Annotated in this window: 18 protein-coding genes and 1 pseudogene; 9 read left to right on the top strand and 10 right to left on the bottom strand. The window is 42.1% G+C overall.

Annotated elements, in window-relative coordinates; all coding sequences use genetic code 11:
• Nucleotides 1-151: 151 nt before the first annotated feature.
• Nucleotides 152-661, top strand: coding sequence for a hypothetical protein (locus F9Y84_RS14270; protein ID WP_125252591.1), 510 nt, complete (start codon nucleotides 152-154; stop codon nucleotides 659-661).
• Nucleotides 662-773: 112 nt separating this feature from the next.
• Here F9Y84_RS14270 and F9Y84_RS14265 read toward each other — a convergent pair whose 3' ends face one another.
• The 4 genes from F9Y84_RS14265 to F9Y84_RS14250 all read right to left on the bottom strand — a co-directional run bounded on the left by F9Y84_RS14265 (nucleotide 774) and on the right by F9Y84_RS14250 (nucleotide 3197).
• Nucleotides 774-986 (bottom strand): EF-hand domain-containing protein, encoded by a 213-nt coding sequence (locus F9Y84_RS14265; RefSeq protein ID WP_147391257.1) that lies wholly within the window; start codon nucleotides 984-986, stop codon nucleotides 774-776.
• An 8-nt stretch (nucleotides 987-994) separates the two neighbouring features.
• Nucleotides 995-1216, bottom strand: a complete 222-nt coding sequence (locus F9Y84_RS14260) for an EF-hand domain-containing protein (protein ID WP_125252589.1) — start codon at nucleotides 1214-1216, stop codon at nucleotides 995-997.
• 47 nt (nucleotides 1217-1263) lie between these two features.
• Nucleotides 1264-1485, bottom strand: coding sequence for an EF-hand domain-containing protein (locus F9Y84_RS14255; RefSeq protein WP_147391258.1), 222 nt, complete (start codon nucleotides 1483-1485; stop codon nucleotides 1264-1266).
• Between the two features lie 785 nt (nucleotides 1486-2270).
• Nucleotides 2271-3197: a hypothetical protein gene (locus F9Y84_RS14250; RefSeq protein WP_147389919.1), complete on the bottom strand. Its 927-nt coding sequence runs from the start codon at nucleotides 3195-3197 to the stop codon at nucleotides 2271-2273.
• 363 nt (nucleotides 3198-3560) lie between these two features.
• Here F9Y84_RS14250 and F9Y84_RS14245 point away from each other — a divergent pair, with 363 nt between their 5' ends.
• Nucleotides 3561-4376: a hypothetical protein gene (locus tag F9Y84_RS14245; RefSeq protein ID WP_147389920.1), complete on the top strand. Its 816-nt coding sequence runs from the start codon at nucleotides 3561-3563 to the stop codon at nucleotides 4374-4376.
• 66 nt (nucleotides 4377-4442) lie between these two features.
• On the opposite strand, the gene F9Y84_RS14240 is transcribed toward F9Y84_RS14245, so the two are convergent.
• Nucleotides 4443-5168 (bottom strand): YebC/PmpR family DNA-binding transcriptional regulator, encoded by a 726-nt coding sequence (locus tag F9Y84_RS14240; RefSeq protein WP_125252585.1) that lies wholly within the window; start codon nucleotides 5166-5168, stop codon nucleotides 4443-4445.
• A 203-nt stretch (nucleotides 5169-5371) separates the two neighbouring features.
• On the opposite strand from F9Y84_RS14240, the gene F9Y84_RS14235 reads away from it, so the two are divergent.
• Complete coding sequence (locus F9Y84_RS14235; protein WP_225740832.1) at nucleotides 5372-8140, top strand: methyl-accepting chemotaxis protein; 2769 nt, start codon at nucleotides 5372-5374, stop codon at nucleotides 8138-8140.
• Nucleotides 8141-8234: 94 nt separating this feature from the next.
• On the opposite strand, the gene F9Y84_RS14230 is transcribed toward F9Y84_RS14235, so the two are convergent.
• Both F9Y84_RS14230 and F9Y84_RS14225 read right to left on the bottom strand, forming a co-directional pair.
• Nucleotides 8235-8708, bottom strand: a complete 474-nt coding sequence (locus F9Y84_RS14230; RefSeq protein ID WP_128732424.1) for a peroxiredoxin — start codon at nucleotides 8706-8708, stop codon at nucleotides 8235-8237.
• 87 nt (nucleotides 8709-8795) lie between these two features.
• Nucleotides 8796-10862 carry a winged helix-turn-helix domain-containing protein gene (locus tag F9Y84_RS14225; RefSeq protein WP_147389921.1) on the bottom strand — a complete coding sequence of 689 codons (2067 nt, stop codon included), beginning with the start codon at nucleotides 10860-10862 and terminating at the stop codon, nucleotides 8796-8798.
• A 323-nt stretch (nucleotides 10863-11185) separates the two neighbouring features.
• On the opposite strand from F9Y84_RS14225, the gene F9Y84_RS22535 reads away from it, so the two are divergent.
• Entirely contained in the window at nucleotides 11186-14221 is a 3036-nt protein-coding gene (locus tag F9Y84_RS22535; RefSeq protein ID WP_147389922.1) for a TonB-dependent receptor domain-containing protein, read from the top strand.
• 220 nt (nucleotides 14222-14441) lie between these two features.
• On the opposite strand, the gene F9Y84_RS14215 is transcribed toward F9Y84_RS22535, so the two are convergent.
• Nucleotides 14442-16451 carry a beta-propeller domain-containing protein gene (locus F9Y84_RS14215; protein ID WP_147389923.1) on the bottom strand — a complete coding sequence of 670 codons (2010 nt, stop codon included), beginning with the start codon at nucleotides 16449-16451 and terminating at the stop codon, nucleotides 14442-14444.
• 370 nt (nucleotides 16452-16821) lie between these two features.
• On the opposite strand from F9Y84_RS14215, the gene F9Y84_RS14210 reads away from it, so the two are divergent.
• The 5 genes from F9Y84_RS14210 to F9Y84_RS14190 are packed head-to-tail and all read left to right on the top strand — an operon-like array spanning nucleotide 16822 to nucleotide 20325.
• Nucleotides 16822-17697, top strand: coding sequence for a MipA/OmpV family protein (locus tag F9Y84_RS14210; protein ID WP_211091642.1), 876 nt, complete (start codon nucleotides 16822-16824; stop codon nucleotides 17695-17697).
• A complete protein-coding gene (locus F9Y84_RS14205) occupies nucleotides 17687-18076 on the top strand; it encodes a DUF3019 domain-containing protein (RefSeq protein ID WP_147389924.1) in 390 nt (129 codons plus the stop codon). Before F9Y84_RS14210 ends, F9Y84_RS14205 begins: the two co-directional genes overlap by 11 nt.
• Complete coding sequence (locus tag F9Y84_RS14200) at nucleotides 18076-18765, top strand: response regulator (RefSeq protein ID WP_147389925.1); 690 nt, start codon at nucleotides 18076-18078, stop codon at nucleotides 18763-18765. The genes F9Y84_RS14205 and F9Y84_RS14200 overlap by 1 nt, the downstream gene beginning before the upstream one ends.
• A gap of 7 nt (nucleotides 18766-18772) precedes the next feature.
• Nucleotides 18773-20050, top strand: a complete 1278-nt coding sequence (locus F9Y84_RS14195; RefSeq protein WP_147389926.1) for an ATP-binding protein — start codon at nucleotides 18773-18775, stop codon at nucleotides 20048-20050.
• A gap of 26 nt (nucleotides 20051-20076) precedes the next feature.
• Nucleotides 20077-20325 carry an integrase core domain-containing protein gene (locus F9Y84_RS14190; protein WP_147389927.1) on the top strand — a complete coding sequence of 83 codons (249 nt, stop codon included), beginning with the start codon at nucleotides 20077-20079 and terminating at the stop codon, nucleotides 20323-20325.
• Between the two features lie 80 nt (nucleotides 20326-20405).
• Here the strand turns inward: F9Y84_RS14190 and F9Y84_RS14185 are convergent, their stop codons facing one another.
• Both F9Y84_RS14185 and F9Y84_RS22620 read right to left on the bottom strand, forming a co-directional pair.
• Nucleotides 20406-22115 carry an alpha/beta hydrolase family protein gene (locus tag F9Y84_RS14185; protein ID WP_147389928.1) on the bottom strand — a complete coding sequence of 570 codons (1710 nt, stop codon included), beginning with the start codon at nucleotides 22113-22115 and terminating at the stop codon, nucleotides 20406-20408.
• 120 nt (nucleotides 22116-22235) lie between these two features.
• Nucleotides 22236-22351 (bottom strand): annotated as a pseudogene (locus F9Y84_RS22620) (IS91 family transposase); the annotation flags it as partial.
• Nucleotides 22352-22374: the final 23 nt, after the last annotated feature.

Genomic DNA, 22374 nt, shown 5'->3' with positions numbered 1-22374 from the left:
ACACCTTTTTGCTCGTTGGCACTCGATTTTAACCTAACGCATACGTGCCTTCACCTCCTGCGTTTTTGGCATTGTAATCTAAAGTAATTTGCGTAGCGGCAGCCTTGAGTTACACTCACGTAGATCTCACTGCGCAGTTTAAGGATGTACCATGCACGAGCATACACAACGTATCTGTGATTTTCTTAGCGAAATAAACTTACCTTACAAACTCCACTCAGTAGAAGCAGACACATTTTTACCTGGTTTAAAAACTGTCATGGGCACGCTTTATATTGATACCGATAAACTCATGTACCCAGGTGATATACTTCATGAAAGCGGCCATATTGCAGTATGCGAGCCTATATATCGCAAGCAACTACATGAAGATGTGTATAAAAACGGACTAAAAAATGGCAGAGAAAAGCAAGCCATGCACGCTGAAGAAATGGCAGCAATTGCTTGGTCTGTGGCCGCAATCCAACATATTGGATTGCCAATTGAAGTCGTACTACACCAAGATGGCTATAAGGGGGCATCCTCAAACTTAATTGATGCCTTTAAGAGCGGCGGTGGACTTGGCTATCCACTGCTCGACGCATGGGAAATGACATGCCCTAAAGCGGGTTTTCCTAAAATGAAAATATGGATCAGAGAGCGTCGCTGGATTAATGAGTAGGTTAACTAGTGGTTCACATGAGGTTTTGTTCTTTTTGTCATCACCAACTCAGCTAAACAGCTAGGTTAGTGATGACATAGTGCTCCACGCTTAGAGGCTAAAACCAATTATCTTAATTAAGTGGTATTAGTTCTTGTGGAGACAGCTTACCGTCTTCATTGCTGTCTAGTTTATCAAAAATAGCCGCGAGTGAATCTGATAATGCGGCTTCGCTTTTTGAGATGAACCCATCTTGGTCTAGGTCAAAGTCGCTAAACTCGGCTGCTATGACAGCACTTGACCCTAGTGCCGTAATGGCCAAACAGAGAGTGATTAGTGGTTTCATGATCCCTCCTAACCTTTAAAATTAGAAAATTCAGACGCACTAAGCTGACCATTTTTGTCCGCATCCAACTTCTCAAATTGACCAAGTAGTGAGGAGGACATCGAAGCCTCTTGCTGACTTATTTGACCATCTTTATCTTTGTCTACATCTTGAAATGACAAGGTCGCCGCAAGTGCCATTGTGCTCACTAATACGCCAATCGTTGTTGCACATACTGTTCTAAGTTTCATCACTATTCTCCTTATCATGCTAGATTATTTGGAATTACACTCTTTTATTAGCCTTTGAAGTCGTTAAATTCAGACTGGCTTAACTGCCCATCTTGATCCGCGCCAAGGTCTTTAAACTGCGCCATTAAATTTGGATTCGCTTTAGATTCACCTAAAGAAATATACCCATCTCCATCGGTATCGTATTTATCAAAGTCTGCATTGGCATGAGCTGCGATAGATACAAAAGAAAGTACAAGAGTTGATAATGTGATTGCTAACGTTTTCATATTTGACTCCTCTAAAATAACTAAACTTGTTATGCCTGCTCCCCACCGTGCGTGTTGAAGCTTATACCAATTTGACTTAATACTTGCTCAATTTGAAGGAGTAAATCTGACGCTAACAGCGTTAAAAATTTCTCATTTAGAACAACTAAATATCAAAATTTTTGCCTAGTTATCGACAAGGTTTTCTCGCCTCAAAATAGACCACTTAATTAAGCAAATTGGTATTACTGTCGCTATGGCCATTCCAACTTTAGTGCCAAAATTAAAAAAGCAATACTTTTCAATATGTTAAATTTATTTATATGATCGCATTCAGAGTCGATTCAGTAGCGTTGTTGCCATTTAGCAACACTAATCCGAAGAAGATAGAAAAAAGTTAATTAATTCATAAAGTTAAACTGTCGCATAAAAGCGACATAGTCAATAAGAGGTCTTTTGAAAGGAGAGTAAATTTGCCGAAAAAGCATCAAAACAATGGTTCTGTTGCCATTGTAGCGAAAAAGCCATCGACATAATTTACAACATAGAAAAATGATAAGCTCATAAATATCAATCAGATATAAACACTCATGCTAATGTTAATCTATATTCGATAGATTTTTTGGTAGGAAATAAATACAAAAGGCAAATGTGTTGCTAATTGGCAACACATTTGCCTCATCGACGATGCTTTAGATTAAGGCAGACAACGGATCAGCATCAACCTAGGGTCTGTCTAGGCTCTGCCTTGTATAAATACCGATAAAACCGCTGCAATAACAAACTTGAAAGGTTAACAGGCCCTATTACCCATTAGATTGGCTTTTTAGCTCTTCTAGCATACGCTCGTCACCCATCAAGTTTTTCAAGATTGCTTTGACCTTTGGATCTGCTGCGTTTTCATAAAGAGACAACAAATCTTGCGCGATTTTCTTCTGCTGTTTAGGGTCTGATCCAGACTGAAAATATTGTGACATCAGCCCTTCAGCAGCTAAGCTCTTTACGTAATCGTTCTGCTCTTGTTCAAGCATTTTCACAAACGATTGTGACAAACGCTCATCAACAATAGGAGTGCGTGACACTAGCTCTAATGCTTGTAATCTTAACTTTTCATCGCTCATACTGTGCGTCATATTAAGAATGGATTCTACCGCTTGGTAATCATATTGCTCTAAGTCATTGCGGTTTAGCATAAACATATTCATTTGTAACTGACTCATTGCAGCTAAACGCTCTGCTGCTGGTAGGCTGCTATTGAGGATTTTCTGTTTTAATTCGTTACTTACTTGGCCTGCATACTCAGGATCGGTTTTGATCCGCATTTCATAGTCTTCTGGTAAGTCTTCATAAAACCCATAAATTGGATTTTCTGCTTTCATTTCTGCTATTTTTTGCTGCTCACGCTTTTCTATTAACGAAAACACCAAAGATTCAAATTCTTGAGGCGCTTGTTCAGACAACATTTCTGACTTTTCCATCGACAGCGCTTGTATACGTGACTCTAGCTTATCGATTCGGGTCAATAGCGCAGCAATATCTTGAGTTTGCTCGTTCGCTGTGTTTGCAAAGACATGGTATTGCGTTGCCTGCTCTGTAGATTGATAAGCGGGTGCAGGATAGACTTGAGTTGCAACAGGACTAGTCGCTAGCTTTGTTTGGATAACATTAAACCCAGAAAAAGCTAATGCAAGAACCGAACAAGAAAGCGCAATATTGAGTTTAAGATTTGACATGAGCAAGTTACCCTTTGAAAAAGTAGCAATGTAATACATCTGCAAGATAAATACTGTAAATGATTGTATTGTAAATTGATACAGCTTCGTCTAGTTAACCTAAACTTGGAGTAAGAAGTTATTTTTTAATACAAGGTACATTTGTGCGTCAATAGCTAGTCTATTACAAACCAGTTTAACGCAGTAACAAGGGATAACAGCGGTTGGATAACAAGTTATTGTCCCAGACTCAGGTTATAACTATAGTTTAAATGAGGAGTGAGCTAACATATTGTTTTTTAAGTTTACCTTAATTTATACCAGAGCGCTTTAAAGCTGGCATAACGCCCCAGCACAGTCGATATAATGTAAAACGGAGTTTAATTGGAACCAATACTGGCTAAACAACACTATAAATTACATGTCCTAAGTTTGCTTGGCATCGCATTTATTATGGCTATCTTTGGTAATGGTGCACTGTGGCACAGTCACCAAGCGCTGCTACAGTGGTGGCTTCCAGCGGTGTCAGTGCTGCTGTTATTACACTTGGGATGGCGTATTAGGCAAGCTAGCTTGAGTGTTGGCACTACTGCGCTGTATTTGGACATCAAACTCTGTTGGGTCGCGCTGCTGTTATGTAGCGGTGGAGATCTCATCAATGTTAACCCCTTACAGATTTACCATCGCCAAGATACCGTAATAAAGCACGACTACCTCATTGACTCAATTTGGTTATTTGCATCAGGTTATGGTCTTTTGCTGTGGCTACTCGTTAGAATGCTCAAACGGGAGTTCTCGCTCACAATCACCCAAACTACGCTATTAATCGTCGTGGCAGCAGTGTTGTCTTCACTGAGTTATTACCAACTCTATTTACCTAATATAAGTTTATATTCATTGCTTTTAAGTGCTGGCTATAGCTTTTTGGTGGCGTTACTTGCGGTGTTTGGTGGCTGGTTAGCGGTTCAAAATTTACGTCTTGGCTTGCGACTAAATTATGCTGTTGCCCTTGGCTTTATTCTAGCCATGGTTGCTGATGCTATCATCGGACAATTTTGGCTCTTTGCTAATAATGGCGAAGGGTATTTCCCCATTGCCAGACATGTAAATTGGATTATTTATATTAGTTCTCAAGCACTATTGTTGTTATTTCCTATCGCCCTGATACGCACTCACACAATGAACCAACACTTACGCTAAGCTACCACCACATAAAAAGGCCGAACAATGTCGGCCTTCTATCTACTTTGAACGTAAGCGTAGATATTATCTTTTTATGATCGCATTGTGATAAACGTTTTGTACGTCATCGACATCTTCTAGCATATTGATTAGCTTTTCGAATGTTTCAATCGCTTCTGCATCATCTATTTCTACATGTGTTTGCGGCACCCAAGTGATTTCATCCACTTCAAATGTGATGCCTTCAAATGCTTCTGTTAATGCAGTTTTTGCTTTGAAGTACTCAGTATGTGGAGCAAAAACCGATACCTGACCGTCTTCTACTTCCACGTCAGTCACATCGACATCAGCCATCATTAGCGCTTCCAAAACTGACTCGTCATCATCACCTGCAAAGCCAAGGATTGCAAAGTGATCAAACATATGCGCAACACAACCTGGACTTCCTAGGTTTGAGCCAGTTTTGGTAAACGGTAAGCGTACATCTTTGATAGTACGATTCATGTTATCTGTTAGGCAGTCAACGATGATCATGCTGTTACCTGGGCCATATCCTTCGTAACGTGCTGGCGTGTAGTCTTCACCGGCACCACCGGCTGCCTTTTCAATTGCTTTGTCGATTACGTGCGCAGGAACTTGATCTTTTTTTGCTTTATCGATTAAACGACGTAACGACAAGTTAGTTTCAGGATCTGCGCCGCCATTTTTAGCAACAACGTAAATCTCTTTTCCGTATTTTGAGTTTACTTTTGTTTTTGCCGCCGCCGTTTTTGCCATGGCGTTTTTGCGGACTTCAAATGCTCTGCCCATCTTAATGCTCGTTTTGTAAAAATTGTCGAAGATTTTACCAAGACATTTGAGTTACGGCTATACCCAATTATCTGTATAGGTAATTAGCGGCACGTTAAGCTTAAGAGGTTCACTTACTCAGTAGCCAGTAGCTTGGCTTATACGATAATGTTGTGGCACAGCTAAATAACTACACTATAGTTACTACTGTTAAATAACCTACTATGGGTAAGTTTGTTATGATCATGTTTGGCTTAGGAAAGGCAAAAAGGGACAATGACCTAGACGCTCCTCTTTTTCAGCACATAAAAAAAACCACTGCGTACCTTGAGATTGATCATCAAGGAAATACTATTGAGATCAGTAATCGGTTTAAGCAGCTATTGGGGTATGCACCCGATGTACAGCTTACTTCAATCAATCAAATTTGCCGCAGCCCAAAACACAAAAGCGCACTAAAGCAAGCCATTACGCAATTGGCGAACCAATCTCAAGTTAGCGTTGAAATAGCCTTCGACACCGCAAAGCAAGTAATTAAGCCATTACTGCTTGAGCTCTCCAAAACACCACAAGGGAGGATTGTGTTGATTGCAACAGATATTAGCCATTACCGCACCGCTATCAATACCGCACGAGCAAGCCTGCAAGCACTTTCATCTTCGTTTGCAATGGTTGAATTTAACGTTGATGGCACTGTTTTATCCGCAAACGACAAGTTTTTATCTTTGCTGGGTTATGAGCTAGCTGAGATCCAGAATCAACATCACAGTATGTTTGTTGAAGATAACGATGCCAAAAGTGAAGACTATCAATCGTTTTTACAACAGCTAAACAGTGCAAAAAGCTTTGAGGGTGAATATAAAAGAAAAACAAAATCCGGTAAAACGGTATGGCTACATGCCACTTATACCCCTATCGTTAACGCCAATAATCAGCTGAGTAAAATAATTAAATACGCTATTGATATTTCGGAGCAAAAGTTTCAAGAGGCGACATATCAGCATCAAATCAGCGCCATCGAGCAAACTCAAGCGGTTATTGAGTTTGACCCGAACGGCAATATCATTACCGCAAATCCACTCTTTTTAGATGCCGTTGGATACAAGCTGACAGAAGTACAAGGCCAACACCATCAAATATTCATGGATAACAATGAGGCTTTAAGTAGCCAATATATCGCTTTTTGGCAAGCTCTGCGGCAAGGGCTGCATCAATCAGGCGAATTCAAGCGCGTCACTAAAACAGGGCAAACACTTTGGATACAAGCAACCTATACACCCATACGTGATGAAAGCGGTGACGTTTACAAAATTATAAAGTACGCCTCGGACATCACAGCTACCAAACTCGCTTCTTTTGATTCTGCTGGGCAAATTGCGGCGTTCAATCGTTCACAAGCCGTCATTGAATTTGATTTACAGGGAAATATTTTAAAAGCCAACCAAAACTTTTTATCCACTATGGGTTACAAAGAAGAAGAGGTTATCGGCCAACACCACCGTTTATTTGTTGCAGAAGACTATGCTCAAAGCACCGAATATAAAGCCTTTTGGCAACGCCTTCAGCAAGGACAGTTTGAGTCAGGCGAGTTTCATCGTTTGGCCAAAGGAGGCAAAGAGGTCTGGATCAGCGCAACCTATAACCCAATTTTGGACGAGCAAGGTAAACCGCTTAAAGTGGTCAAGTTTGCGACCGACATAACCAAGCAAAAGCTGAGTCATGCCGACTTTTCAGGGCAATTAGCTGCAATTCGCAAGTCACAAGCGGTGATAGAGTTTGCAATGGATGGAACTATTTTATGGGCAAATGGGCTATTTCTTGACACCATGCACTACAAACTGGAGGAAATTCAAGGTAAGCATCATCGCCTTTTTGCCACAGCTAAACAAGCAAACAGTGCCGAGTATCAAGCGTTTTGGCATAAGCTTAATAGAGGCGAGTTCGACTCAGGGCAATATCTAAGGCACGATAAGCATGGTAACCATGTTTGGATCCAAGCATCTTATAACCCTATCCTAGATCAAAAAGGGAAACCTTTTAAAGTCGTCAAATATGCAACCGATATTACGGCTCAAAAACAAGCTGTTGAGTGTATTAAAGCGGCAATATTCGCGATGGAACAAGGCGACCTAAGGCATCGTATCACCGTGCCGCTAGATGGCGAATTTAGCGTACTTCAGCAAGCTATGAATGGCTTATTTGATAAGCTGAGTGATTTGGTCAATACAATCAATCGCGGCGCTGAGCAAGTATTCGATGTTGCAAAGCAAATTGCCAGCAATAACGAAGACTTAAATAGCCGAATTGAAAACCAAGCCGCGAGCTTGGAAGAAACCGCAGCAACAATGGAAGAGCTCACTGCCACCGTCAAGAAAAATGCAAATAGCGCCAGTCATGCTGCCGAAAAAGCGACATTTGTTAGCGAGAAAGCGCATTCAGGAAAAGTATCAATTGATGATGCCATCACAGCGGTGGGAAAAATAGAATCCTACAGCACGAAAATATCTGACATTATTAGCGTAATTGATGAAATTGCTTTTCAAACTAATTTACTGGCACTCAATGCGTCAGTTGAGGCAGCACGAGCAGGAGAGGCCGGTCGTGGTTTTGCCGTTGTTGCAGGTGAAGTCAGAAACTTAGCACAGCGCAGTGCATCAGCCGCGCGGGAAATTAAGTCGTTAATTAAAAATAGTGTGGATGCAGTAGCACAAGGCAGCAAGCTTGTGTATGAGTCTGGTGTAACCTTTGAGGAACTGATGCAGTCTATCGCGGATGTGAGTCAGATGGTCGAAGAGATAGACAATGCAGGCAAAGAGCAAGCTGATGGGATCTCTGCGGTATCCACCACGATTGCGCAAATGGATAACATCACCCAACAAAATGTAACGCTGGTAGAAACCACTTCCCGCTCAGGAAAGCACATGGAAAATCAAGCTAAACTACTCACCGACCAAGTTGCATTTTTTCAGCTAAGCAACCCAAACGATGAGTAAGTGACTTGAAATTCGGATAATTGACCTGAGCTCGGTTTAACTAATGCCTTTCTAGCAGCTAGTTAATAAGCATTAATTACCCTCAACTCATAGGCTATAGCAAAGCTAGGATAACTTCAGCTTTGCTTACCTCAAATTGTTTTGGTTGTTCCACATTCAGGCTGGTCACCACACCATCTTCAATCACCATGGCGTAGCGCTGCGAGCGCAGGCCACCAAAAGCACCGGTATCCATGTCCAGCCCAATTGCTTTTGTGAAGCTGCCATCACCGTCGCCAAGCATCATAATGGCTTGTGCATTTTGTGCTTCACCCCACGCTTTCATCACAAAAGCATCGTTTACTGATACACATGCGATAATATCCACACCTTTGGCGGTAAACTCATCTGCATTAACCACAAAACCAGGCAGGTGCGCAGCTGAGCATGTAGGTGTAAATGCGCCTGGCACGGCAAAAAGAACAACCTTTTTACCGGCAAAGCAGGTAGCGACATCATGATTAACCATGCCATCTGCGGTGAGCTCGCTCAGTTGCGCCTGAGGTAGTTTTTGTCCAACTTCAATCATTTTCAATTCCTTCAATTTATACCAATGTTCTTAATTAAGTGGTCTCTTTTGAGGCGAGAAAACCTTAACGTGTTGCTTCACTCAACATCAGAGTCTATCAATACGCTTTATATCGACTTGCGGGATCTCATAGCCTGTAAACAATAGCCAGTTTTTTGTTTCAATAAACTCCAGTCCCCTACTGCGGCTAAAACTGCGCTCAGGCACTCGGATAATGTCTTTATGTTGTTTACTCGCAAAGTCAAAGTAGCTAATGCGAAAATCACCACGATGAACAGATAAGTAGTAGATACCTGAACGAGACACTGACCAGCTCGCGCTTGATGCTAAATATGCCCCAGTAAATAAATGCTGATGTTCTTTAGACATCAGATCCATTTTCCACATTTCTTGTTGTTCACTTTTGTATATGTATAAGGCATCTTTGTACTCGATCGCTGTCGTCCCAGCGGTTAACTTAGTCACGGGCTTTTGATGTGCTTCTATTGACACTCGAAATATGTCTTTGCCATCTGAGACATATATATGCTTGTCGTCAGAGGACCAGCTAGGCTTGCCATGATACTCAAGACCTGTTTTTATTTGGATCACTTGCTTGTCGGCGACATCCAGTAGCTGGAGCTGACTCCCCTGCGATGATTTAGTGATAAAAACCACTTTGCTGCCATCTTTGGACCATGCTGGATGCAACGCTTGTAACTCTAATTGGGTTAGCTGTACTCGCTCGTCACCTTTGAGGTTAGACATCCACACTTCATCAAAGCCAGACTGATTAGAAATAAAAAGCAACTGCTCTGAATCTGATGAGTAATCAGGGTAACGAAAGCTCACTTGTGAGTGTAAAATTGGAAATGGGGAGCTTGCTACAGTTGCACTTAAATCAAGTTTCATAATAGAAGTATCTATCTCCCAATTATGAAAATAAAGCGCTCCGGAAGCGCTGAAATTTGGGTAGCTGAGCCCAGAAAATGGTAGCGAGGCCAATATCTTGCCGTCAAGTGACACTTTATATGCTTTACGTGCACCATGCTCTATAGATGACACCACAAGGTAATTGTCAGTAGGATGCCAAGTCACTCCTCGTAAGTCATCATGACCTTGTAGAAGCGTAATCTCCCGACCTGAGTCCAGCATTTTCAGGTAGAGGTTTTCTAAACCATTGGGTAAGTTGCGACTGATCACGATTTTAGACGCATCGGGTGACATCACAATACTTTCAGGATAGCTATCTTGACAGTTCAACTGGCAATCTAAGACCGTTTCGGTCAGATGAGTTAAGTCAAGTAAGACGACCTGCCCGCCACTACCTTCACTTTTTTTCGCAACAAACCCAAGTAGATTTTTTTCTGCCGAGTAGGTCAGTGTGGTCGTCGTGTTTACAGGGCAATCTGCGAGCACTTTTTGTGCTTTAGTCACTGTATTTAGCGATTTGATGGCACACTTACCCGTTTGCTTTGCAATGAAAAATACCGTTTGGTTGTCTCGCGCCCACACCGAAACAGACGCATTTTCGTTACCATTGCTGAGCTTAACAGGAGGACGGTTTGGATGAGTAAGGTCTTTTAAATACAGATGTGCATGACCACCGAGCTTTCGCCATGCAAAGGCCATAAATTGCCCATTAGGAGAAATACTTGGAAACAACTCTCGCCCGGGGTAATCGGTTACGTCAACGAGCGCATCATTTGGACGGTCACTGTTCAAATACAGCATTAAAGTGACGACTAAAATACACAAAGTTGTCAACATCATGACTTTGTTGACACTTATAAACTGTGCAATATTAGGTTGTACCTCAGGGCTAATAGCTGCGGGTTCAAAATGAGGAGGAACTTTTAATCTATACCCTGACTTACGAATGGTTTCGATAACCTCGTTTTCTGTATTTTCAGCGCCACAATCCAGTGTTTTGAAGGTTTTTCGCAAATGCCAAACAGCATTGGTCAAGGCTTTTTCACCAACAAAAAGATTGCCATCCCATACTTGAGCAATGATCTCTTCACGTGTTACTACGTTGGGGTAGGCACGTGCCAATACTGACAATACCTCAATAAACTTTGGTTGGACACAACACACTTTCCCATCTTTAGACATACTATGTCCAATAGGGTCGATGTTTACGCCTAATAACTGAAAAGTAGTGTCGTGCTGCATGATTTCATCTGTGAATAAGTATGCAATAAATCATACCTAAATTAGTGTCTAAATGAAAAAATTTACACGATGAATGCCACTTTCATATTTAAATCCATCTTAAAGTATTAATTAAACATCTGTTTTAAATGCTTATTTTTAAATAGATATTAAATAGAGCTAAAAACGTTAAAGAATAGATATTGGTATCATTGCATGTACTAAAGGGATGGTCAGAATGAGCAACACTGGTCCAGAATATCGCCTTTTGTTTGTGAAACAATAAGGCATTCCCCGCCCAGCAGACCCTAAATCAATGAACAACAATTAGAAAAGGGATCACCGTGTTACCTAATAATAAATTAAAACTCATTACCCTATCTATCGCACTCGCATGTAGTCATTCCACAACTGCACAAGCGCAACAGATTGAACGTCAACAGGTAGAGCAAACGAGCTCGACAACCAACACTCAGGCCGAAGATCAGGCGCTTGAAAAAATAGTGATCACCGGATCGAGGATTAAAAGAGACAGCTTTTCGGTGCCAACACCCATTGCAACAATGAATGCGGAGTCTTTGAATGATGCTGGGTTTGGTTCACTGGCGGATATTTTGTTCGAAGAAATGCCGCAAGTCAGCGAAGGAACAGGTAACGGAAACTCGCAAAGTAGCGTTCAAAATACGGGACTTTCTACAATCGACCTCAGAGAGTTAGGGGTTAGCCGCACGTTAACCCTGATTGATGGTCGCAGAGTGGTTTCTAATAGCTACTCAGGCAATTACGTTAGCCTCTCAACTATCCCTAAAGGCATGGTTGACCGAGTAGAAATCATCACCGGAGGCGCCTCAGCTGCCTATGGTTCTGATGCCATCGCTGGGGTGGTAAATATCATTACGCAACAAGATAAAGAAGGGGCAACTTTCCATGCTCGTGGAGGAGAAAGTACACAAGGTGGCGCAGCAGAATACACAATAAGCGCAGACTACGGTACCAGCTACGACAATGGTAAGGGCTACTTCTTTTTCAGTGCCACGTATGATGAAGAAAAAGGCTTAAGTTACTGGGATAGAAAACGTGCCCAACAGCAAGACAGCTGGGACTACGATGAAGAGCGTATGTGCAACGTGATGCTAACAGCAACTTACGATCCCGACACAAAAACAGCCTATCAATGTATGCGAGACATCGACAAATCACAATGGACTAGCCTCAGCGATTCTATCCCTGGTGGCGTCTTTGACGAGTCGAGCAGCTTTAAACCCGACGCCGGTTTTTGGTACGATGGCACTACGTTAAGAAACGATTGGCAAGAAGAACGCCACGGCATTAACTTCAACCAATTTACGATGTTAAAAGTGCCAGATAAAGATATTTCTGCGGCAGTAAAAACTGAGTATGAGTTTGACAATGAAGTAGAAGCCTACTTCCAATTACAATACAGCCGCAACACCTCACGCAATGTCAAATCACCAGAAAGTGAAGATGAGTGCGATGCGATAGTTACATACGATCCTGCAAACAATCAATTTGGCTCAGATTGTATGGGCCGTATCCCCTATGATAATCCCTATATGCCTGACGCTATCCGCGCAGAAGCAAGTTCAAAAGGCGTAAAATGGGATCGACTGTTCTCAGAAGTGGGAAATATCATAAACGACAATGAAAGAACGACGATTAGGACATGGGGTGGATTACGCGGCTACCTGTGGGATGACTGGGAGTGGGATGTCTCCGTAGGTTATGGCAAGTTCAAACAGGAGCAAAACCGTAGTAACGAGATTTTTGTTGCACGTGTCAAACAAGCACTCAACGCCGAGCGTCTAGCGGACGGCACCATTCAGTGTAAAGACGAACAAGCTCGAGGCCAAGGTTGTGTACCAATCAACTTATTTGGTGAAGGGTCAATCACAGCAGAAGCCGCTAATTATATTCGAGCTAATCCATCCATAACCACAGATATCGATCAAGTTACCGTATCTGGTTTCATCACCGGCGATTTATTTGAGCTCCCAGCAGGCGCTGTAGGCTCTGCTTTTGGTTTCGAATATAGAAAAGACAGTCAGAGTGTCGCTACCAATGTGCCTAATGGCGGTGTAACCTTCAACTACGTACCTACTTTTGATGGTGATGTGAGCGTACGAGAAGCTTTTGCTGAGCTTTCGTTGCCGTTACTAAAAGATGCCCCCTTGGCTAAGTCTCTCAGTGCAGAAGTGTCAGCTCGTATTGCCGATTACAGCTGGGCAAATACAGGGCTTATCCAAAGTTATAAAGCTGGATTTATCTACGAGCCAATTGAAGGTTACTCAATCCGGGCCAATTGGGCCAGAGCGATGAGAGCACCTACTATCACAGAGCTAATGTCTCCTCCTCGTGGTGATTATAATAGCTTTGATGATGTTTGCGATGGCGTTACTGCCACCTCAATGGAACCGGGCCATGATAACTGTAGAAAAGAGGCAGGGATCCTCGCTACCATTGCTGCAGAAGGGAAGTTTGAAGATGAGAATAATGGCTATTCTCCAAACTCAGGGAATAGTGAGTTGTTTGAAGAAACAGCTGATACAATTACGCTTGGCTTGTCCCTTGCCCCTTCGTTTATTCCCAACCTTAGAATGGCGTTAGACTATTATGATATTCAAATCGATGACGCAGTTACGGCGCTGGGCAACGAAGATATCATCAAATTCTGTTATGCCTCATCCATGGAATATGGCAGCGAAAATGAATTTTGTCGCGACATCAAGCGTGATGAAGAAGGGCAGGTCTTTGAAGTAAATCAGCGCGTTATTAACACTGATGAAATTCGCACCAAAGGTTACGATATTGCCATGGAGTATCTGTACGATGCCAGTGAATATGGCCGCTTTAAGGTTAAAGCGGATTGGACGCACGTCATCGAGTATTCAATCACCAGTACGGGTCCTGATGGCCAATATGAGGATTTATACGAAGGCTACTTAGGCGACGACATTTTTGAAGACAAAGGCGCGATTGCACTGACTTGGTACAAAAATGACTGGCGTGTGCGCTGGAGTACAAAGTACAAAGGTGCTGTGGAAGCAAGTCGCTCTCGATATGAAGATTGGCAAGCTGCAATGACGAAAAATGATGCCCGTTGTGACGCTGGAGAGTCAAGCTGCATCAGTAACCCTGAGCCACTGTGGCAAGGTTCACTGCCATCGGTTGTCACCCATAGTATCAGTGTAAACTACAGCATGGATTTGAATAACGATCGCTCTTTATCGATTTATGGTGGTATCAACAATCTATTCGATGAAAAGGGACCGTTTATTGTCGGTGGTAGAGGTAACTTTGATAGTGCTTATGGTTCTGGTGTTGGACGCTTTGCGTTCATTGGTGCCAAGTACCAATTTTAAAGTAAATACTGTAGTTTAGGCCACGGTAATTACAAAAAAGCCCCACATTAGGTGGGGCTAAAATCATGATTTTATCGATACAGACTCAGCAAATGTAACGCTCTTACTGAAACGGTAGGCTGCGGTGCTACAGTTCACCGCTAAACAACAAAACCATGTACAACAAGACTGTGAAGTCCCCCTAAAACGACGTTAAGAGTTCAAACGGTAACCATCTGCTCTAATGTGGGCCGGTGTTATTTTGAGGTGTTAACCAATCGCTTTGCCACACATAGTTGCCATGTATGTACAAAAGTTTATCGCCTTGGATAAGCCCCCTATCCGCCTCGGTATATCCCAGCACTTTATCATTACTAATAGGCAAGGTGAGCGCTGCTCGGCTGCTACCACGGTAGGTCAACGTGGAGTCCACTCCTTGCACTACTTCAAATGCAGCCAAGTCATTAGCAGTATACCAAGTGGAGCTAGCGTCACTCTCTTGTTCGGTAGTCCAATACACAATAGGTAACGTAAATCGCGTCACTGAGTCATTGTCTTTTAGCATCGCCAGCGTACGATAATCATACTCCAGTGGCGTAAATCCCCCTTCAAAGATATGTGCTTTTAACAGCTTAGGTGCCGCCGGATCAGCCACATCAAATAAACTCACTTGTGTACCTGAAGCAACTTCAGAGTTTGGCTCCGTTACATGTTGCCCAACGCCAAGCAATAAGCCTTCACCAACTGGGTGTAGGTATGAGGAAAAACCGGGTACTTCTAGGCTGCCAACCATTTTAGGCTCTGTAACATCGGATAAATCTAAGACATATAGAGGGTCTATTTGCCTAAAAGTAACAACATAGGCAGTATCGCCAAAATACCGCACGGCGTACACATCTTCATCTACTTGATTGGTTTGTGGGTTCACTTTACCAATAGGGGTGGGATATTTATCATTTGGTAAAGTGGCAACTGTCACCAGTGTGTTGCCCTCTGGTTTTAGAATATGCAGCTTGTGGCTATTTCCCATGCTAGTGTCATATTTACTTGTGAACACTCTGAGCATACCGTCTTGTTCATCAAATCGCGTTGCTGCCATGTTACTACTCACCTGTGCGAGCTGACCTTCAACCTCTCCTGTCGCTTGATAAGTTACCCCTTCATTATTTAGTGTCAATTGGTGTAATACTAAACCATGAGGTTGCCAAATCGCGGTGTTGACCTCATCAGTGTTATCGGCGAATGTGTAGTTATACAGATATAGCGTCGTCGCTGACATATAAAAGCCCGCGGTTCGGGTGCTTACGCATGTTGTTTTAAAGTCATCAGGAGTGTGGATATTTACTTGGGTTATGGTCGTTAAGCCATGGTAGCCATCTAATGCCGTTGCATCTGCAGGCAGATAGCAACTATCTGCTGCGACTAATGGCGCTTCTGTGTTTGTTTGTAGGTTTTTAAAGGCAGGGAGCAGTGCGTTGACATCCATATCCATTAGTTGGTTATAGCTTGCTAATCTGTCATTGTCCGTATATCCACTGTAACTCAATGTATGTTCAGCTATTACATACAGAGTATCACCTATTAGGCGACTACCAACTAGTGAGCCATCCATCCGAAAGCGTTTCTCGACGGCGGCTTGTTCGGGCATGGATACGTCACTGAAAGCCAGCTCTATAAAACCTTGATAATCTACTTGTGGCTGGATTGACTGTATCGATATGTCGTCTGCGAAGCCGTAATCATAGTCCATCAATACACTGATTAACTGGTGCTCCTGTAAATAGAGGTTTTGGCTAGCAAACGCTGAGTCCGACACAATAAGTTCATTCACTTGCAATGGCACTTCGTCAGCCACAGTATCTAACACTCTAACGAAGGTTTTACTGCTGTCCCCCTCGTAGGCAACCTCCGTCGTCCCAGCAATATACAAATAGCGCCCGTCAAACTTGATCCGGTCGCTTTGTGATACACCATCCACAAGCTGGTTTGTCCCAGAGTATGGCGTTGTTACGGTAGTAGCGGCTGGGTTTTCCGACACGTCTTCACCGTTTTTCCCCCCTCCACTTGCGATAAAAATACCATTTTTAACAAACTGACTAAATTGCGCTGCAGAAGATGCTTGTAGCGGTGCTGTACTGTTATTTAGCGCATTGAGCGCTGGCAACGTCTTATTCTCTTCATTGTTGCTGCTACCACCACATGCACTCAAACCTGCAGCAAGTGGCAAGCTCAACCAAATTTTGTAATTCATAATGTTATCCTTGAAAGTTAAGCGTCAATTAAGCCTAAACTTTTACGCCGGCATTTCTGTTATCATCAGCGTTTGTTTTGTTATTTAATGTTACCCTTTCTGGTAATTTGTACCGCGACTGGTAAATTACACATTAGGGCAGGCTGACCACTCACCGCCAACAAACGACTACCATTTTGTTTTAATACTGACTCAAGTTGAGGAAATCAAACACTGACGGCATTAACGCTTTTTATTTAACGTCACCAACATGGACACAAATGGCTTGGTGATAACAAAATGCGACAGTGGTGTTATCAACACAGCTTTCTGTCATCAAAATAGATCAGCTAACGAAACAAATTTGTATCACTCAAACTGGAGTTTCACATTGAAAAAGTTACTAGTGGCCTTAACTTTGCTGCTCGCCGCCAAGGTAAGTGCCAATACAGTGCCATGTGACGCCAATGACAGCGAATGTACAGCTATTGGCCAATGGCGTTTTGGTGTCGCACTCGGTGGCGGGGTGATCACCAACCCACTACATGGCGGTGATAACATACCTTTGATTGCAGTGCCTTATATCAGCTATTACGGCGAGAATCTATTTTTAGATAATGGAACATTAGGCTATACACTCTACTATCACGACCAATTTGACATCAGCTTAATTGGCACATTTAACACAGAACAAGCGTATTTTGAGAAATTCCACCCGAGTAATATTTTTGTACAAAAAAGTTTGTTAGATGCCAGTGCTGAATTACCTGGAGGTGAGTTTCTCGCGGAGCAACGTGTCATCTCACTTGATGATATTAAGTCAAGGAAATGGGCAGTTGATGGGGGAGTGCTAGCACATTGGATTATCAATGATAATGTCAAAGTAACAGCATCATGGCTGAGCGACATCACCAACACATATCAAGGTTATAATGCGGATATAGGTATAAGTTACCGATTCCGCTTCAATAATACGCCAAATGCCCATGCACTCATCAAAGCAGGGCTAAAATGGAAAAGTAGACAATTAATCGATTACTACTATGGTATTAATAAAGCCGACACCCTTAACTCAGCCTTGTGGTATGAAGGTAGCTCAAGTTACCAGCCCTATTTGAGTTTTGCTTATTCATACCCAATAAGCAAATCGTGGACTTTCAAATTTAACGCGAAATATCAACAGCTTGACACTGTTATGACAGATAGCCCGATAGTCGAGGATAGCTATACCGCGACAGTCTTTGTCGGGGGAAAATATGAATTTTAGGTTGTACTTAATAATAATTATAATATTTAGTGCTTCTAGCACCGCTTCAACCACACCTAGCAATGAAGTTAACTTTGAAATTAAACCCATTACTTGTATGGTAAAGCAAGCAGGACAACGCTGTGAAATGACCGCAAAAATAGCGTGGCAATCTCCCTTCCAAAGAGATTTGTGCTTATTTCAAGAAGAACAAAAACTACAATGTTGGGAGCAAACTGCTGAGGCAAAATCAACACAGACCATCTCGCTATCAAAATCCATGATTTTTAGCTTGAGGGATGCTAAAAATAACATGATTGCGAAACAAACTATCGAACTACACACAAGCGTCAACCAGCAATATCGACGCAAACTGAGAAGCGACTGGAGTGTGTTTTAATGGCGAAAGTATTACTAGTTGAAGATGATGTTAAGCTTGCAGAGTTAACCGCAAAGTTTCTTATTCACAACGGCTTTGAAGTCGTACAATTGCACAATGGCATCAATGCGATAAAAGCGATTGAAGCCGAAAAGCCCGATATTCTTATTCTTGATATCATGTTGCCCGGACTTGATGGTTTCTCCATTTGTAAAGCGGCTCGAAGTGAGTTTAAAGGGCCGATTTTATTTTTAACTGCCAAAGATAGTGACTTTGATCATGTCAAAGGGCTAGAAATTGGTGCCGATGATTATATTATTAAACCCGTAGAACCCTATGTATTGCTGGCTCGGCTAAACGCCCTATTAAGGCGCACACAAAGTGAACAAGTACAATCAGACTCTATCGTGCTTGGCAAGTTACGGATCAATAAATCAGACAGAAAAGTCTATTTATCCAATCATGAAGTAGAGCTCACCAGTTATGAATTTGACTTATTGAAGACACTCGCAGGTCATGCTGGAGAAACCCTCAGCCGTGATTACATTTACAAACATGTAGTTGGACGTGAATACGATGGCTTGGATAGAAGTGTAGACGTACGTATTAGCCGTCTGCGTAAAAAACTCGGTGACAACTTAGAGCAACCGGCTCGACTCATTACCGTTTGGGGTAAAGGTTACCTTTGTTCAAAGTCTGCTTGGGATTAGTTTATCTGTGTTAAAGCTATTACTCAGCTTATATGTAGCTGTGTTTACCAGCATTGTTATTATTAACCAAGTAAGTGAAGCAATTTGGACGCATTGGGTGCATTCTGCACCTGACGAGTTGCGCCATGCAAAAACCATAGCACACACACTGAAGTCCAGTATTTCTCCAAATAGCTTACCCAAAGAGTCAGACACCATAAAAATACTCGATATGGATGATGTGGCTTGGTTGCCAGAACAAGCTAGTACCCTAAAACAGGGTGGTATATTAACGAGTTTTGATGATACCGGCAGTGCTTGGCTGACTTTCAAAATACCAGAGTCAACTTTATTGCTGCAACTAGGGCCGCTCGCCCCTGCAACCTCTGCGACCAACAAGCAATGGCTTATCAAGCTACTCTCTTATGCTGTATTGGCCTTTTTACTCATGTTGTGGATAAGGCCGCTCTGGCTTGACCTTTTACAACTTCGCTATATTACCGAATGCCTCGCTCAAGGTCAGGTGCCTAAAACGACGCGACGCTCTAGATTCTCTGCTATCTCTAATCTTACAGAGCAAATCTACCACTTAGCATCGCAAGTGGCACGACTGATTGACAATCAAAAGCTATTAGTCAACGCTGTGTCTCATGATCTGCGTACCCCTTTGGCTAGACTTAAATTTGCTCTTGCAATGCTACCTGAAAACAGTCGAGAGCAAGGCAATGATATGGCTGATGATGTGTTGGAAATGGAGGCCATGATAGATGAAATGCTGGCCTATGCGCGGCTAGAATTTGAAGTAAAAAAGCTGGAGCTGATCCCGCTTAGCCTTAATGAGTTAGTTCAAGACCAAATAAGCAAGCTAAGTAAACTCACTGATAAACAGGTTTCCTTTCAAGGCAGCTGCGATGAAATTATCCTCCTAGCCAACCCACATTATTTATCTCGCGCTATCCAGAATATTGTGCAAAACGCAGACAAGTACGGCAACTCAGCCATCATGATCCGTACCGAAAGTGACAAAAAATATGCCTATATTCAGGTCGAAGATGATGGTAATGGGATCCCAAAATCACAGTGGGAATCCGTATTTGTGCCCTTTTCTAGACTTGATGCAAGCCGTAGCAAAGGCGGTGGAGGGTATGGACTTGGCCTTGCAATTGTACGCAAGATTGCCACTTGGCATAAGGGTAGCTGTCATGTTGGTTGCTCAACTGAACTTGGCGGAGCTAAGTTTACCTTTATTTTGCCACTCGCACATCGCACAAGCAGTTACTCTGGCACCAATGCGAAATTAGAGTAGATAATGGCCCAGAATTTACTTCGACTATGCTGGAAACGTGGGCGACGGAAAACTGTATTAAACTTGAGTTTATAAAACCTAGTAGCCCTTATCAAAATGGCTTTGTGGAGAGGTTTAACCGAAGTTACCGTGAAGAAGTGCTAGATTTATACTTGTTTGAATCACTGCAAGAAGTACGTGAAATCATAGATGAGTGGTTAAGTATTTATAATTATGAGTGGCCTCATGATTCACTTGGTGATATGACACCAATTGGTTACCTTGAGGCAGCATAAAATTCTACGAAAGAGCTGTACTAAATTGGGTGGAGTTACATTCCTATCTATAGAGACTGCAACATTTATTAATAGCTGTGCTAATGTATGCCACCTGTAACTCCAAAATCATCGAGAATAATTGTCACGTTGTGTGATGGTTTAAAAATGATAGCCAGCTCTGTTGCACCATCAGCGATATTCTCAACTTTAACCGGAACGGAAAATGTCTGTAAAACAGGTTCTGTTTGTGCGTATTGAATACCTCCTTGTTCTAGTTCTGAGAAGTCGGAAAGCAATAAAGGACTAACAGTTCCCATGGAACCCAAAGAAATAGACTCAACCAAAAAAGAATCTTGTAGCACTTCGACTTTAGTCTCAGAGAATAAGTTGTAAGGTTCGCACTGTTGTTGCGTAGAAATGTCTGCGCGCGCTATTGAAAATTGAAAATTTAAGTACTGATGATTGCTCTGACTATTTATCATTTGGGAAGGTAGTTGTATTTTCACATGCGTTTCTACGCCTTTTGCCAGGTTTACTCTTAGCACTCGATTTAGAGTATCTACGCCATACCTCAAACGTTCTGGTTCAATCGATGCTGGTAGAAAAGTTTGCTTATTGTCTCGATTTACCCGCGATAACTTTACCTTGATAGAGCTATCCTCAAAATCCTCAATAACCTTGAAATCAGAGTTAATATAGCGACTGATGTAGATATCTTTAGGTAAATCAAATTCGGCCAGTGGTAGCTGTTTAAAAAGCTGACGATATTCACTCTTTTTTAATATAGATGCTTCTAGAAAAGCTGATACAAATACTTTAGTAAGCTTTTCTTGTTCAGCTGGTGCCAGCAATTGAGCGTCAAAATTCCCTCTTTTTCCCCAATGAAAACTTCCAGACATACTTTGATTAAAGTTAATGTGGTTTCCACGGTAAAAATAGATCAATTGCTTAAGGTAGTCTCCACCGTCATCAAAGCTTGTTCTTTGCCATTGTTGGCTACCGAGAAATTGATAAACATCGGCATCGTGGCCGCCTTGTAGGACAAGGTAATTGGTATTTTTCAAGATATTACTTCCGTCTGTATGTAGGTATTGCCCATCCATAGGCGCAAGCGCTATAACCGCTCGAATGTTAAACCCCAAATCGAGGGCTTCATCACTATGAGGTAGTGTTTGCCATTGGTTAAATGTTGTAGCCAAAGCTACCGCTTCACCACCTCTAGACATCCCTATAAGTGCAACATTCTCCATGTCTACTTTCTCAAAAAAAGGCAGTGTTGAATCGGAACTCCACTGTCTCCATAACTTCAAATGTTCAAGCAATAGCCATCCTCTGGCACCGTTCTCACCTCGTAAGCCGTTTAAATATGTCTGTTCAACCTGTACGACTAAATAACCTCGGCTCGCTAATAACTCTGCCAGATAATCAAAGCTGGGAGCAGAATTTCCGTGAGTAATTAACACTAAAGGAAATGGGCCTTTCCCATTTGGAAGCCAAATTTTACCGTCAAGGGGAGTATCATTGTTAAACTTATGGTAGGCATCATCTTTGTAACCTTTGGAACGAGAATATTCCGCTAAGAATCTCGGGAGTTTTACTTTTTGAGTAACAATTTCCGGATTTGAAAAACTGAGTATTGAAGGTTTCTTACCATATTTAATTATCTTAAATTTATAGCTTCCCTTGGAAGATGGGTCTGGTAATCCGGAAATTGCAACTGTTTGCGGACTATACTGTGCCAAAACACAATTTTTTAGATCCTTTGCTGATGCATAAACTGAACATGTAAAAAGTCCTAACGACATCATAAAAAGCCGGAATTGGGGCCTGGTAAACAACATATTTTCCTTATATTTTAAAATATACTTAGTCGACTAATATTTCATAAAGGTTTAAACGAGATCGAGAAAGTTATAACGCCGCGTTAAGTAGTGGGCGATGGTATTACATTCATAAGGAAGCGTTAAAAACAACATGGCAATACGTTCTCTTGCTGCTTTTGTATCCTCCTTGCAGTTGCCATTCCTTGACACTGTGGACAATGGTGCAGACTGCTAGAGAGATATT

This window comes from Pseudoalteromonas peptidolytica (assembly GCF_012641745.1).
In the GTDB taxonomy this organism is placed as follows: domain Bacteria; phylum Pseudomonadota; class Gammaproteobacteria; order Enterobacterales; family Alteromonadaceae; genus Pseudoalteromonas; species Pseudoalteromonas peptidolytica.
This window is presented reverse-complemented; position numbering and strand designations above follow the sequence as displayed.

Excerpts from the sequence above, each read along its gene's own strand:
- F9Y84_RS14270 (WP_125252591.1), top strand. The coding sequence starts at position 152 with ATGCACGAGCATACACAACGTATCTGTGATTTTCTTAGCGAAATAAAC.
- F9Y84_RS14265 (WP_147391257.1), bottom strand. The coding sequence starts at position 986 with ATGAAACCACTAATCACTCTCTGTTTGGCCATTACGGCACTAGGGTCA.
- F9Y84_RS14260 (WP_125252589.1), bottom strand. The coding sequence starts at position 1,216 with ATGAAACTTAGAACAGTATGTGCAACAACGATTGGCGTATTAGTGAGC.
- F9Y84_RS14255 (WP_147391258.1), bottom strand. The coding sequence starts at position 1,485 with ATGAAAACGTTAGCAATCACATTATCAACTCTTGTACTTTCTTTTGTA.
- F9Y84_RS14250 (WP_147389919.1), bottom strand. The coding sequence starts at position 3,197 with ATGTCAAATCTTAAACTCAATATTGCGCTTTCTTGTTCGGTTCTTGCA.
- F9Y84_RS14240 (WP_125252585.1), bottom strand. The coding sequence starts at position 5,168 with ATGGGCAGAGCATTTGAAGTCCGCAAAAACGCCATGGCAAAAACGGCG.
- F9Y84_RS14235 (WP_225740832.1), top strand. The coding sequence starts at position 5,372 with ATGGGTAAGTTTGTTATGATCATGTTTGGCTTAGGAAAGGCAAAAAGG.
- F9Y84_RS14230 (WP_128732424.1), bottom strand. The coding sequence starts at position 8,708 with ATGATTGAAGTTGGACAAAAACTACCTCAGGCGCAACTGAGCGAGCTC.
- F9Y84_RS14225 (WP_147389921.1), bottom strand. The coding sequence starts at position 10,862 with ATGCAGCACGACACTACTTTTCAGTTATTAGGCGTAAACATCGACCCT.
- F9Y84_RS14215 (WP_147389923.1), bottom strand. The coding sequence starts at position 16,451 with ATGAATTACAAAATTTGGTTGAGCTTGCCACTTGCTGCAGGTTTGAGT.
- F9Y84_RS14205 (WP_147389924.1), top strand. The coding sequence starts at position 17,687 with ATGAATTTTAGGTTGTACTTAATAATAATTATAATATTTAGTGCTTCT.
- F9Y84_RS14200 (WP_147389925.1), top strand. The coding sequence starts at position 18,076 with ATGGCGAAAGTATTACTAGTTGAAGATGATGTTAAGCTTGCAGAGTTA.
- F9Y84_RS14190 (WP_147389927.1), top strand. The coding sequence starts at position 20,077 with ATGCTGGAAACGTGGGCGACGGAAAACTGTATTAAACTTGAGTTTATA.
- F9Y84_RS14185 (WP_147389928.1), bottom strand. The coding sequence starts at position 22,115 with ATGATGTCGTTAGGACTTTTTACATGTTCAGTTTATGCATCAGCAAAG.